Source organism: Streptomyces sp. NPDC036813 (genome assembly GCF_055609245.1).
Genome location: NZ_JBVJPV010000005.1, coordinates 1 through 12,766 on the forward strand (window position 1 = coordinate 1; position 12,766 = coordinate 12,766).

Here is a 12,766-nt window from a genome sequence, read left to right on the forward strand (position 1 = left end):
AAGCCCTTCTTGATCGCCAGTTCCCGCACGGCGGCGTAGGAACCGGCGAACCCGATCCCCGCGATGATCAGGGCGCCGGACACGACCACACCGATCAGGATCCGGTGGACCCGGGTGAGCACCACCCGCGGCGTCCCACCGGGCGGCCATGGTGTCCCGCCGCTCCCCGCAGACCCGTGTCGCTCACCCGTGGCGTGTCGCTCCCCCGCCGGCACGTGGCATTCCCCCGTTCGAACCTCGGATGTGATCGCTTCTCACACTCTCATGATCGAGCGGCGCGGGGCCCGGCGCCCGCCCCCGGCACGTGCCGCAGGGTCGCGTGGCGGAAGATGGGGCGGACAGCACCGTGTGTGACAGGCCGAGGACCGGGCCGGAAAGGCCGGGGAAGGAGCACCGCCGATGGGTGGTACGGAGGAGGCCGCGGACCGGCGAGGTGAGCCGCCCGTGCCGCGCACGCTGTGCGACGTACGGGCTCTCGCCGTGCCCGGCGCCGCGCCCGGCGTGTCGTGGAAGCTCGCGGAGGCCGGGCGGCAACTGGACGCCAACGTGGTCCATCTGCCGCCGGGCCGGAGCGTGGACACCCACGTCGAACCCGACCTGGACGTGCTGCTCCTGGTGGTCGCGGGCGAGGGCACCGTCAGCGGTGGTGGCACCGACGAGCAGGTCCGGGAGGGGGCCCTGGTGTGGCTGCCCCGGGGCAGCAGCCGCAGCCTGGCGGCGGGCGACGGCGGGCTGCATTACCTGACGGTGCATCAGCGCCGGCCGGGGCTGCGGATCGGGCGGCGCGGACCCTCCGCACCATGAGCGTTTGACGATCCGTCAGCTCAGGGCCTGGGGTGTCAGGGACTCGGGTGTCGGCCGCAGGACCAGCGTGACGAAGCCGAACGCGTCGCGGTAGCCGTGCAGCCACTCGCTCCGGTGGGTGGTCGCCGCCTCCAGGGCCTGGACGCTGCCCGGATCGCCGGCGTGGTCCAGGGCCCATGCGGCCAGTGAGCCGGTCCAGGACCATTCGTAGGCGTCGAGTTCGTGCCGCGTGCTGATGTGGGCGTGGACCGGGGTCCATCCGTCGGCGACGATCCGGTCGACGGTGGTCGGCAGGTCGTCCATGTCGCCGAGCATCTCGACGGCGTCGGGGCCGGGCTCACGCTCCCAGAAGCCGTCGCCGACCAGGACGCGTCCGCCGGGCGCCAGGTGCTTGCGGGCGGCGGCCAGGGTGGCGAGCAGGCCGCCGAAGGCGTGGGTGGCGCCGACGCTGATCACCAGGTCGAAGGGGGCGGGCGCGGTGAAGTCCGCGGCGTCCTGGCGGTGGAGCACGAGACGCTCGTCCACGCCGAGGTCGCTCGCGCGTTCACGGGCGTGTGCCAGCCCGCGTTCGGATATGTCGACGCCCTCCGCACGCAGCCGTGGATGGGCGGTGAGGGCGCGCAGCAGCCACTCCGCGCCGCCGCAGCCGAGGTCGAGGACGCGGGCGTCGGCACGCGGGACGGCACGGTCCAGCAGCCGCCGTACCGCTTCGTCGTCGAGCGGGGCCGCGATGGGGTGGTCCGCGTGGGCGAGTCGGGAGATCTGTTCGCGATTCACCGACGGAGCGTGCCACGGCAGGCGACCGCACGCATGCGGTTTTCCCACAGGACCGCACGCATGCGGTTTTCCCACAGGGCGGTACGCCCGCCTGCTCGGCGGAACCGGCCCCACCGCGCCCGGTCCACGCTCCCCCGTACGATCACCTCGTCCCCCGTCCCGCGAGGAGTCCCGTCCGGTGAGTGCCGTCGTCCCGCCGTCCCGTTCCGCTTCCGGCCTGCTGCCCGTGCGGCCGTGGGCCCGCCGGGAGGGGGGCGAGCGGCTCCACGCGCTGGCGTGGCGGGCCGGGCCGGGCTGGCGGATGATCAGCAGCGCCGTCCTCGGCGGCGGCCTCGGAGAGCGGCGCTGGGTGCTCAACGCGCAGGTGTCGCACGGTTACCGGCGCACGGATCCCGACCGCCACCTCGCCGAACTGGCCGCGGACGCCGGGCTGCGGGGGCCCGGTGTGGGGCTGGTGACGGCCGCCGACGTCTCGCGTTCCGGTCAGGCCCGCGACGGCGGTGTGGAGGCGGTGGTCACCGCCGGGCTCGGGGTGCGGGGCTGGGCGGCCTCCCCCGCCGAGGGCGCGACCGTGCCGGCGCCCGCGGGCACGGTCAACATCGTCGTCGCGCTGCCGGTCGCGCTGACCGACGCCGCGCTGGTCAACGCGGTGGCCACGGCGACGGAGGCGAAGGTGCAGGCGCTGCTGGACGCCGGGTACGACTGCTCGGGCACGCCCACCGACGCGGTGTGTGTCGCCGCGCGGACGCCGCGCGCCGGCGAGGACGCCCACCCCTTCGCCGGCCCGCGCTCCCTCTGGGGCGCCCGCCTGGCCCGCGCCGTCCACGCCGCCGTACTCGACGCGGCGGGGCCGTGACGGACACGCGCCCCGGCCGTCGCCCTCCCCACTCCCCCTGCCGCGTGGCTGTCGCCGCCACCCGGCGACGTCGACGCGTCGGGCAGTTGGCCCTCACCCCGGCTCCCGCTCGCGGCCGTCACCGGCCGCTTCTCCCCGCCCCTCGTGGGCCGGTTCGCGCGGCCGGCTGCTGTCGGTCAGGACGGTGAGGGCTCGTTGCACCTCGCCGCGCGCCTCCCGCCGCAGTTCGTCCTGCTCGCGGGGGACGGCGTACCCGAGGTGCTCGGACCGATCGTGCAGCGGGGACGCAGCGCTTTGGTGAGGAACGCGGCCCGGGTGATGGGGCCGAGGCCGCACCAGCCGTGCAGGGCCCGCCCGGTGGGACGGACTCCCCGCCGCCCTCGCCCCGGCCCGCGGTCCGGACGCCATGGGCGAATGTGCCGATGCCGGGTACCGGGGACGGTTATGCCGGTCCGCCCTGCGAGCGGACGGGGTGCATGGCCCAGCGGATGGTGCGGGTCACGGCCTCGCCGGCCGGGCGCACCGTGAGCTCCTCGACGAGGGGCAGCCGGGGCAGCCACAGCAGGCTGCGCCCCCAGGGCGGCAGCAGGGCCACGGCGTTGGCGGCGAGCGGGGCGTACAGCGGCCGGACGGCGAGCGGCAGGGGCGGTTGCAGCAGCAGGAAGCGTGCCGCGGCCCGCGCTTCGGCGGTGGCCCGCAGTTCCGGCCGGTAAGCCTCCAGTACGGCGGTCAGCTCGGCCCGGTCGCGGGGCGGGTCGGGCACGCCGAGCGCCTCGGCGACGCGTGCGGTGTCGGCGACGTAGGCGTCGTACCCGGCGGCGTCCAGCGGATGCGCGCCGAAGCGCTGGTGGGCGCGGAGGAAGCTGTCGGTCTCGGCGGCGTGCACCCAGCCGAGCAGATGCGGATCGGCGGCGTGGTACGGCGTCCCGTCGGATGTGGTGCCGCGGATCCTGTCGTGGATGGCGCGGACCTGCTCGACGGCCCGCTGGGCGTCGGCGGCGGTGCCGTAGGTGGTGACGGCCAGGAAGGTGCTGGTGCGCTGGAGGCGGCCCCAGGGGTCGCCGCGGAAGCCGGAGTGCGCGGCCACGGCCGCCATGGCGAGCGGGTGCAGGGACTGCAGCAGCAGGGCGCCGAGCCCGCCGATGAACATGGACGCGTCGCCGTGCACGGTACGGATGGGACGGTCGGGGGCGAACCAGCGCGGGCCGGGGGTGTGGTGGATGCGGGCGCGGGTGCTCGGCCCGTCCGGTCCTGCCACCCGGCGGAACAGGGCCTGCCCCAGCTGCGTGCGCATCTGTGTCAGCACGGTCACCTCCCGCGGTGCGTTCAGTCTCCGGCATGCCCCGCGGGCGGGTCCAGCCCCGGGCCGGACGGCGTGCGCTCGACCGGGGTGCGCCGCGCAGGGGTCGCGCCGCCGGAGCGCTCCTGCCGTGCCGTCAGGCCGCGCGCGCTCGTGCTCTCGCGGCCGCCGGGCGGACGCGGTACGTCGTCTTGGCCGGGTCGACGAGGGGTTCGCCGAGGGTGATCCGGCCGGCGCGGTGCAGGGTGTCGCAGGCGTCGGTGGGCAGGGCCACGTATCCGCCGCCGGTGCCGCCGCGCCCGTCGAGCGGCCGCCAGTAGCCGTACCGGCGGCGGCCGCCTGTGTGCACGGTGAGGAAGACGGCCGTCGCCGGGTCGGAGATGATGCGCAGAAGGTCGGCGGCGGCGGGGCCGACGGGGGCGAGGGACCGGCTGCGGTGCGACAGGATCATCCCCTGCCCTTTCCACGTCGTTGATCAGTTATGCCGCATCATGCAGCACCCCACTGACAACGGCGTCGCGGCCGGCCGCCGGTCCGGCGGCTCAGTGGGCGTGGCCGGTCGCTTCCTCGGGCGCCACGGGCGCGGAAGCAGCGGGCACGGGCGCGGGGCCGCCCGCGCGGACCGTGAAGGCCGCCGTGCGGACCTTGCCCTCGTGCCGGAAGTCGAGGAAGAGGCGGTAGGCGCCGGCGCTCGGCGCCATGGCCGTGAAGGAGATCCGGGGGCCGGGGCGTGTCGTGCCGTCGCCGGGCTCGCCCTCGGGGTGGACGTGGAGGTAGGCGAGGTCCCCGGAGCGCAGGGCGACCAGGTGGCCATAGGCGCCGAGGTAGGGCTGGAGATCGCGGACCGGCTTGCCGCCTCGGGTCACGGTGAGCGTGAGGCCGCTGTCCCGGCCGGGCGTGAGCGTGCCGTCGAGGCGCACCTCGTAGCCGTCCACCCGGGCGGTGGTGCCCGTCTCGGGCAGTGCGGCCGGCCGGTACGGGCCGGAGACGGCGAGGTCGGCGCCGAGGGTGAGGGCGTCGCCGCCCGCCGGCTTGAAGTCGGCGAAGACCCGGTAGCCGCCGGCCCGGGGCAGGTCGACCGGTGTGGACCAGGTGCCGTCGGCGGCGCGCACGGGGTGCAGATGGCGGAAGACGGTGAGGTCGCGTGAGGCGACGATCAGGTGGAGCTCCTTGTCGTGCTGCGCCTGGTAGGCGGTGACCTTGCGGCCGGTGCCGTCCTGGACGACGGCGAACCGCAGGTCGGTTGTGCGGCCGGCCGCCACCCGCGGGGTCTTCAGGTCGAGCGTGTAGCCGTCGCGGGAGATCTCCAGGCCGCCGGGCGGTGTCTCCGCTCGGCCGCCGCCGTGTCCGGCCCGCGTGTCCCCGTGCCCGGCCTCCATGTCCCCGTGCCCGTCGCCGGTGTCCCCGGGTCCGGCGCTGTGGCCCTCGCCGTGGGTGCCGGTCTTCGCCGCCGGGGACACCGGATCGATCACGGTGCCCACGCCGTAGGCGGTGCCGAAGGTCGCGGCGAGGGCCGCGGCGAAGACGGTGATCCGCACACCGGTGTTCATGGCCAGCTCCTGTCCCCGGCTGCCGCGGGTCGGCGGCCGACACCACTCAAGATACCCCCGGGGGGTATCAAGTCAAGCCACAGGAGAGGTTGCCATCGAATACGAGAGGGGGGTATACCTGGGATCGTCAGAGATACCCCCCTGGGGTATATCGGAGCAGGGCCCGCCTCACGGGCTGCGAGGAGCAGACATGACCACCACCACGCCCGGCACGGCCGAGGTCGAGCTCGCCATCGGCGGCATGACCTGCGCCTCCTGCGCCGCCCGTATCGAGAAGAAGCTCAACCGCATGGACGGAGTCGAGGCCAGCGTCAACTACGCCACCGAGAAGGCCAAGGTCACCTTCCGGGAGGACATCGACGTCGCCGATCTGATCGCCACGGTGGAGGCCACCGGGTACACCGCCCAGGAGCCCGCGCCGGCGCGCACCGAGCCGGAGGGCGGCACCGCCCGGGACGCGCCCGACGAACTGCGGCCACTGCGGCAGCGGTTGACCACCGCCGTACTCCTCGCCGTGCCCGTGATCGCCATGGCCATGGTGCCGGCCCTGCAGTTCACCTCCTGGCAGTGGCTGTCGCTGACCCTGGCGGCACCCGTGGTGACGTACGCCGCCTGGCCCTTCCACAAGGCGGCCTGGACCAACGCCCGGCACGGCGCCGCGACCATGGACACGCTGATCTCGGTCGGCACGGCGGCGGCGTTCCTGTGGTCGCTGTGGGCGCTGTTCCTCGGCACCGCCGGCACCCCCGGTATGACGCACCCCTTCGCGTTCACCATCGCCCGCAGCGACGGCGCCGGGAACATCTATCTGGAGGCGGCGGCCGGTGTCACCGCCTTCATCCTGGCGGGCCGCTACTTCGAGGCCCGGTCCAAGCGGAAGGCCGGCGCGGCACTCAAGGCGCTGCTGGAGCTGGGCGCCAAGGAGGTCACCGTGGTGCGCGGGGGCCGCGAAGAGCGCGTCGCCATCGCCGAGTTGAAGGCCGGCGACCGCTTCCTCGTCCGGCCCGGCGAGAAGATCGCCACCGACGGAGTCGTCGTCGAGGGGTCGTCGGCGGTGGACGCCTCCATGCTCACCGGCGAGTCCGTGCCCGTGGAGGTCGGAACCGGGGACGCGGTCACCGGTGCCACGCTGAACGCGGGCGGACGGCTCGTCGTCGAGGCCACCCGGGTCGGCGCCGACACCCAGCTCGCCCGCATGGCCAGGCTGGTGGAGGACGCGCAGAACGGCAAGGCCGCCGCCCAGCGGCTCGCCGACAAGATCTCCGCCGTCTTCGTGCCCGTCGTGATCGCCCTGGCGCTCGGCACGCTCGGCTTCTGGCTCGGCAACGGCGCGGACCTGAGCGCCGCCTTCACCGCCGCCGTAGCCGTCCTCATCATCGCCTGCCCCTGCGCCCTGGGCCTGGCCACGCCGACCGCGTTGATGGTCGGCACCGGGCGCGGCGCGCAGCTCGGCATCCTGATCAAGGGCCCCGAGGTGCTGGAGAGCACCCGCAAGGTCGACACCGTCGTGCTGGACAAGACCGGCACCGTCACCACCGGCCGGATGACCCTCCTGGCCGTGCACGCCGCCGAGGGCACCGACGAGCCGGACGTCCTGCGCCTGGCCGGCGCCCTGGAGCACTCCTCCGAACACCCCGTCGCCCAGGCCGTGGCGGCCGGTGCCGCCGCCCGCGTCGGTACCCTGCCCGCGCCGGAGGACTTCGCCAACATCCCCGGACTCGGCGTGCAGGGTGTGGTCGACGGGCACGCCGTCCTCGTCGGCCGCGAGCAGCTCCTCGCCGAGTGGGCGATGTCCCTTCCGGACGATCTGCGGCGCGCCAAGGCCGAGGCGGAGGCGGCGGGCCGTACGGCCGTCGCGGTGGCCTGGGACGGAGAGGCCCGCGCGGTCCTGGAGGTCGCCGACGCCGTCAAGGACAGCAGTCCGGAGGCGATCCGGCGGCTGCGCTCCCTCGGACTGACCCCGATGCTGCTCACCGGGGACAACTCGGCGGTCGCGAAGGCCGTCGCCGCCGAGGTGGGCATCGCACCCGAGCACGTGATCGCCGAGGTGCTGCCGCAGGACAAGGTCGACGTCGTCAAGCGGCTGCAGGGCGAGGGGCGTTCGGTGGCCATGGTCGGCGACGGGGTCAACGACGCCGCAGCGCTCGCCCAGGCCGACCTGGGGCTCGCCATGGGCACGGGCACCGACGCGGCGATCGAGGCCGGCGACCTCACGCTGGTGCGCGGCGACCTCAGGGTGGCGGCGGACGCCATCCGGCTGTCCCGCCGGACCCTCGGCACCATCCGCTCCAACCTGTTCTGGGCCTTCGCCTACAACGTGGCCGCGCTGCCGCTGGCCGCCGCCGGCCTGCTCAACCCGATGATCGCGGGTGCGGCCATGGCCTTCTCGTCGGTCTTCGTGGTCGGCAACAGCCTGCGCCTGCGCGGTTTTAGGCCCGCAGACCGCTGAGCAGCCCCTCGTCACCGTCCTCGGTCAGGGGCCCGGGCGGCAGTGCCGCCCGGGCCCGAGGCGTGCCGTCGGACCGGCGGGTCAGGAGGCCGCCGCCGGCTGCCGTGCGGGCGCGGGGGACGTCAGCCGGCCCGAGCGGGCGAGCAGCGCGACACATCCGGCACACAGCGCGCCCGTCGCTGTGAGCGCCCACCAGGTCAGCTCCGGGTGGCCGGAGCGGGCGGCGGCGTCCCAGACGGCGCCCGTGGCGAGGTTGCCGAGCGTGATGCCGAGTCCCGACACGGTGTTGTAGAGCCCGTAATGGGTGGCGACCAGGCGGCCCCCGGCCAGGGAGACGACGGTGTCCATCTCGAAGGGGTACGCCATGGCGGTGCCCAGCCCGAGCAGCGCGACCGAGACGACCAGCGGCAGCAACGCACCGGCCCAGCGCAACGGATCACTCTCCGCGCTCACCGTGCCCGTCCGGGCCAGCAGCGGCAGGAAGGCCACGCCCATCAGCGCGATCCCCCCTACGAGGGCGCGTTGCGCCGACCACCGCGCACGGGCCCACGCGGTGACCTTGAGCTGACCGGCCACCGCCACCGCGGCCGACACCGCGAACAGGGCGGTCGTCACGGCGTCGCCCCGGTCCCCGGCCACCCGGCGCGCCTCGAGCGGCAGAGCGAGATACACCTGGAAGGTCAGCACGTACGAGCCGATCATGGCCGCGGAGAAGAGCAGGAAGGCACGGTTGGCGAGCACCGTGCGCCAGTCCGCGAGCACCCCGGCGGACACGGCCGGCTCCGCGCCCCGGCGACCGGGCAGCATCTGTGCCTGAACCGCCGTCAAAGCGGCGAAGAGTACGGCCGCGACCGCGCACACCAGCCGGAAGTCGGCCGTGAGCAGGGCCAGTCCGACGAGCGGACCGGCGAACATTCCGGCCTGGTAGAAGACGTTGAACGCCGCGAAGGCCTCCACCCGTCGCTCGCCAGCCTCCTGGGCGAGATACGCGCGTACCGCCGGGTTGAACAGGGCACCCGCGAAACCGGTCGCCGCCGAGGCCACGACGAGCGCCGGCAGGGAGGCGACCACTCCGAGCAGGCCGAAACCGAGGGTGCGCAGCACGCACCCGGCCATGATCACCGGCTTGTGGCCGAGCCGGTCGGCGAGGGTGCCGCCGAGCAGGAACATGCCCTGCTGGGCGAAGTTGCGCACCCCGAGCACCAGGCCCACCGCCCAGGCGGCCAGGCCCAGGTCCCGCGCCAGATGGACGGCGAGGTACGGCATCAGCATGTAGAAGGCGGTGTTGATGGTGAACTGCTGCACCATCAGCAGCCGCACACAGGGGTTGAACGACCGCAGCTGCGCGGCCAGGGTCCTCATCGGGTGGCCTCTTGCGGTGCGGCGACGCGGGTGCAGCGTGTCCAGCGGTCGACCACGCGCTCGCCGGGGTGGGCGATCTCGTCCGGATCCGGTGCCGGAAGACGGTCGAGGAGGCCGTGCCCCCGGCAGTAGTCGTCGCTGTAGACGGTGTTCCAGTACCGGTGGACACCGTCGGGGAAGACCGCCACGATCCGGGTGTCCGGGGGTGCCGTGCGGGCGAGCCAGTTCGCCACCAGGGCGACGGCGCCCACGCTCCAGCCGCCGCTGGCGTAATGGCCGCGGGCGAGCGCGCGGCAGGCCCACACGGCCTCGCCCGGGGCGACCCAGTGCACCTCGTCGAAGGCGGCGTGGTCGACGTTGGCCGGGTGGATGCTGCTGCCGAGGCCACGCATGAGGCGGGGGCCGGCGGGCTGCCCGAAGACCGTCGAGCGCACCGAGTCGACGCCGACGAGTCTCAGCCCGGGCAGGAAGGCGCGCAGGGCGCGGGCGACACCCGCCGAGTGGCCGCCGGTGCCGACCGCGGCGACCAGGGTGTCGATGTGGCCCAGCTGGACCAGAAGTTCCAGGCCCAGCGGGGCGTAGGCGGCGACGGTGTCGGGGTTGTGGTACTGGTCGGGGCACCAGGCTCCCGGTGTGCGGTCGAGGAGTGCGCGTACCCGTCGTCGGCGCGCCTCCTGCCAGCCGCCCGCCGGGTGCGGTTCTCGGACGACGTCCACCTCGGCTCCGAGTGCCCGCAACTGGTGCGTCATCAGCGGTTCCAGACCGGGGTCGGTGACGAGCGTGACCGGGTGGCCGTAGGTGATCCCGGCGAGTGCGAGGCCGAGGCCGAGGGTGCCGCTGGTCGACTCGACGACCGGGGCGCCGGGCGTGAGGTCGCCGCGGCGGCGGGCCGCGGCCACCAGGTGCAGCGCCGCCCGGTCCTTGATCCCGCCGGGGTTGGCGCCCTCCAGTTTCGCCCAGAAGCCGCGCCCCGGCGGGTTGAAGGGCTCGCCGATCCACAGCACGGGGGTGTGGCCGACCAGCCCGGCCGGTGTCCGGCGCGCCGCTCCGGCGAAACCGGGCGGGACGTGACCGTGTTTTTCGCGGGCGGGGTCGGTGACGGGTGGGGTGGTACCGCGCAGAACAGTGCTCATGTAAGGGGTCCTTCCGCAACCTCGCTCACAGCGGGGCCGCGCTCGGTGTGCCGTACACAGGGGATGGGCCGCCGGCCCGCTCGCGTCCCCGGGTTCCGGGGCCGGGCGGGCGGTCACGGTCAGGTACGGCTCACGCAGAGCAGGCGCAGGACGTCGGGCCCACGTCCGGCCGGTACACCGGTTGTCCCCGCGCCCGACGGAGGTGCCGACGGTGCGCTCGGGCCCCGGACCGTCAGCGCGGTGAACAGGAGGGTCAGCAGCGACGCCGCGCCGGGTACGCGGACGTCGCCGGCCCGGTCGGCCGGGTCGCAGCACAGCACACCGTGCCCGGGATGCCCAGGAGCGCCCGCGTCATGGCCGCCGCCGCAGTCCACGGCCTCCCGGACCCACACCCCGGCCGCCTGCACGGGGGCAGTCGCCGCGATGGGCGCCATGACCCGCGCGTGTTCCTCGTCCCCGTGGGAGTGCAGGGCGCACAGCACCACATGGGTCAGGAGCGTCAGCACCAGACCCACGAGGAGGGCGAGCGCCGGCGCGCGCACGGGCGTGCGGCCGGCGGTTTCCTGCGGCATGCGACCGATCGTAGGAGCTTGATCGCGGTTCGCCAGGGTTCGTCCCCGTACGAGTGAAAGACGGCAACCGACCCGCCCATGCCGCGGCGCGCCGCACAGGCGGGAGCGGCCGGGGAGGGTATGCGGCGTATACCCCTAGGGGGTATGCTGGAGCGACAGAGAGGGACGATTCCCGGCGGTGATGCGCCGGAGGCCGACCCACGCACCCATCCATCCGAGGGGACTCGACGTGAGTGATCAGACGAACTCCGGCTCCTGCTGCGGCTCTTGCGGGACCGGTGCCGCGACCGATGTGCGGACCCCGGGCGGGGTCACCGCCGTCTACAAGGTCTCCGGCATGACGTGCGGGCACTGTGAGGGCGCGGTCTCGCAGGAGATCTCGGCTCTGGACGGCGTCACCGCGGTCTCAGCGGTCGCCGCGACCGGGGAGGTCACCGTCACCTCGGCCGCCGCGCTGGACGACGCGGCGGTCCGCGCCGCCGTGGACGAGGCCGGGTACGAGCTCATCGGCAGGCTCTGAGGCCGACCGGACCCACACCCGTGCGGACACCCCCGTGCGGAAAAAGGGGCCGCCCGCGGCGCGGTGTGCGCGGCGGGCGGCCGGGAGCCGGGTGCCCGCCGTGACGCCGGCGGGCACCGCTCCGCTTCAGTTTCAGTGCCAGTACTTCATGTCCGTACCTCCTCCCCCGCTGCTCGTGGGCGCAGCGTGACCTCGAAGCGGTCGAGACCGCGCAGGGTCAGGTTGCGCCGGTGGCTCGGTTCCGCGACCGCCCGCGCCTCGGGGTACTGCCCGGCCAGGGTGGCGAGGACCGACCCGGCGAGCCGGATGGCCATCGACGCGCCCAGGCAGGCGTGGGCCCCGCGCCCGAACCCGAGGTGCGGGTTCGGGGTGCGGTCGAGTCGCAGCTCGGTGGGGTGGGCGAAGCGGAGCGGATCATGGTTGGCCGCTCCCAGCAACAGCGTGACCGGGTCGCCCGCCCGGATGGTGACGCCGCCGAGGTCGGTGTCCGCGACACAGACGCGGGCGTCCGCCTGGACCGGCGCGTCGTAGCGGATGAGTTCGTCGACCGCGGCGGCGAGCGGCGCCGCGTGGAAGGCGTCCAGGGCGCCGGGGGTGGTGAGCAGCGCGGCCGCGGCGTTGCCGAGGAGCCTCGAAGCGGATTCGTAGCCGGCGTGCAGCACGGCGCGCAGACTGTTGCGCAGGATCGTTTCCTCGACGCCGGAGGACCCGGCGTGCTCCGCGACGTGGGCGATCAGCCCTTCCTTGGGCGGATCGGTGAGCCAGCCACCGGCGTAGGCGGCGAGTTCGGCGCGGGCCGCCACAGCCGGCTCGTTCTTCTCGGGCCACAGACCGGCGTCCATGCCGTCGACGACGGTGCGCGACATCGGCACGAACCGGTCGAGGTCGGGGGCCGGGACGCCGAGGAAGGCGGTGATGAAGCGCAGCGCCAGCGGCTCGGCGAGTTCCCCGACGAAGTCGAAGGAGGGCCGGGACGCGAGGTCGTCGAACAGGGTGTGCACCTCGCTCTCCAGCCGCTCGTGCAGGGCCTGGCGGTCCTGGGCCCGGAAGCCGTCGAGGAGCAGGTGCCGGATGGCGGTGTGCTCCGGCGGGTCGAGCGTCTGCACGCTGAGCAGCGGGGCGGGGATCTCCTCGCCGGCCCGCCGCCAGTCGGAGGCGAAGCGGGCGCTGTCGGTGAGGACGGCGAGGCAGTCGGCATGCCGGGTCAGCACCCAGGAACCGAGCAGTTCGTGCCAGAAGACGGGCGCACTCTCCCGCAGCCGGGCGTAGGCGGGATACGGGTCGCGGAGCACTTCGGGCCGGGCCAGATCCAGCAGCGGATCCCCGGCGATCGCCTGCACGGCGCCCTGTTCCACGAACGTCTCCCCCCGCACACAGGCCCTGGTGGGGCCGCAAATGCTTCTGGCGAAACCGCTTCCGTCCCCCAAATCGCCGGTGGGCAAC

General features: G+C 74.5%; 13 protein-coding genes. 4 read left to right on the plus strand and 9 right to left on the minus strand.

Annotation, left to right across the window (positions count from 1 at the left end):
* On the minus strand, nt 1–125 hold a 125-nt coding region (locus ACZ67Q_RS12465; protein ID WP_471181058.1), incomplete at its 3' end, for a DUF2637 domain-containing protein.
* Between the two features lie 274 nt (nt 126–399).
* Here ACZ67Q_RS12465 and ACZ67Q_RS12470 point away from each other — a divergent pair.
* Nucleotides 400–804, plus strand: coding sequence for a cupin domain-containing protein (locus tag ACZ67Q_RS12470; RefSeq protein WP_471180132.1), 405 nt, complete (start codon nt 400–402; stop codon nt 802–804).
* A gap of 15 nt (nt 805–819) precedes the next feature.
* Here ACZ67Q_RS12470 and ACZ67Q_RS12475 read toward each other — a convergent pair whose 3' ends face one another.
* Nucleotides 820–1,581: an SAM-dependent methyltransferase gene (locus tag ACZ67Q_RS12475; protein WP_471180134.1), complete on the minus strand. Its 762-nt coding sequence runs from the start codon at nt 1,579–1,581 to the stop codon at nt 820–822.
* Between the two features lie 178 nt (nt 1,582–1,759).
* On the opposite strand from ACZ67Q_RS12475, the gene ACZ67Q_RS12480 reads away from it, so the two are divergent.
* Nucleotides 1,760–2,437 carry an adenosylcobinamide amidohydrolase gene (locus ACZ67Q_RS12480; protein ID WP_471180137.1) on the plus strand — a complete coding sequence of 226 codons (678 nt, stop codon included), beginning with the start codon at nt 1,760–1,762 and terminating at the stop codon, nt 2,435–2,437.
* A 442-nt stretch (nt 2,438–2,879) separates the two neighbouring features.
* Here ACZ67Q_RS12480 and ACZ67Q_RS12485 read toward each other — a convergent pair whose 3' ends face one another.
* The 3 genes from ACZ67Q_RS12485 to ACZ67Q_RS12495 form a co-directional block, all read right to left on the minus strand.
* Nucleotides 2,880–3,731, minus strand: a complete 852-nt coding sequence (locus ACZ67Q_RS12485) for an oxygenase MpaB family protein (RefSeq protein WP_471181060.1) — start codon at nt 3,729–3,731, stop codon at nt 2,880–2,882.
* A 142-nt stretch (nt 3,732–3,873) separates the two neighbouring features.
* Nucleotides 3,874–4,188: a hypothetical protein gene (locus ACZ67Q_RS12490; RefSeq protein ID WP_471180139.1), complete on the minus strand. Its 315-nt coding sequence runs from the start codon at nt 4,186–4,188 to the stop codon at nt 3,874–3,876.
* A 91-nt stretch (nt 4,189–4,279) separates the two neighbouring features.
* Complete coding sequence (locus ACZ67Q_RS12495) at nt 4,280–5,287, minus strand: hypothetical protein (protein WP_471180141.1); 1,008 nt, start codon at nt 5,285–5,287, stop codon at nt 4,280–4,282.
* Nucleotides 5,288–5,477: 190 nt separating this feature from the next.
* On the opposite strand from ACZ67Q_RS12495, the gene ACZ67Q_RS12500 reads away from it, so the two are divergent.
* Entirely contained in the window at nt 5,478–7,736 is a 2,259-nt protein-coding gene (locus ACZ67Q_RS12500; RefSeq protein ID WP_471180144.1) for a heavy metal translocating P-type ATPase, read from the plus strand.
* 81 nt (nt 7,737–7,817) lie between these two features.
* Here the strand turns inward: ACZ67Q_RS12500 and ACZ67Q_RS12505 are convergent, their stop codons facing one another.
* The 3 genes from ACZ67Q_RS12505 to ACZ67Q_RS12515 all read right to left on the minus strand — a co-directional run bounded on the left by ACZ67Q_RS12505 (nt 7,818) and on the right by ACZ67Q_RS12515 (nt 10,803).
* Nucleotides 7,818–9,098 (minus strand): MFS transporter, encoded by a 1,281-nt coding sequence (locus ACZ67Q_RS12505; protein WP_471180147.1) that lies wholly within the window; start codon nt 9,096–9,098, stop codon nt 7,818–7,820.
* Nucleotides 9,095–10,231 (minus strand): PLP-dependent cysteine synthase family protein, encoded by a 1,137-nt coding sequence (locus tag ACZ67Q_RS12510; RefSeq protein WP_471180150.1) that lies wholly within the window; start codon nt 10,229–10,231, stop codon nt 9,095–9,097. Before ACZ67Q_RS12510 ends, ACZ67Q_RS12505 begins: the two co-directional genes overlap by 4 nt.
* A 119-nt stretch (nt 10,232–10,350) precedes the next feature.
* A complete protein-coding gene (locus ACZ67Q_RS12515) occupies nt 10,351–10,803 on the minus strand; it encodes a hypothetical protein (RefSeq protein WP_471180152.1) in 453 nt (150 codons plus the stop codon).
* Nucleotides 10,804–11,032: 229 nt separating this feature from the next.
* On the opposite strand from ACZ67Q_RS12515, the gene ACZ67Q_RS12520 reads away from it, so the two are divergent.
* Nucleotides 11,033–11,323 (plus strand): heavy-metal-associated domain-containing protein, encoded by a 291-nt coding sequence (locus tag ACZ67Q_RS12520; protein ID WP_471180155.1) that lies wholly within the window; start codon nt 11,033–11,035, stop codon nt 11,321–11,323.
* A 146-nt stretch (nt 11,324–11,469) separates the two neighbouring features.
* Here the strand turns inward: ACZ67Q_RS12520 and ACZ67Q_RS12525 are convergent, their stop codons facing one another.
* Nucleotides 11,470–12,678 (minus strand): cytochrome P450, encoded by a 1,209-nt coding sequence (locus ACZ67Q_RS12525; RefSeq protein WP_471180158.1) that lies wholly within the window; start codon nt 12,676–12,678, stop codon nt 11,470–11,472.
* Nucleotides 12,679–12,766: the final 88 nt, after the last annotated feature.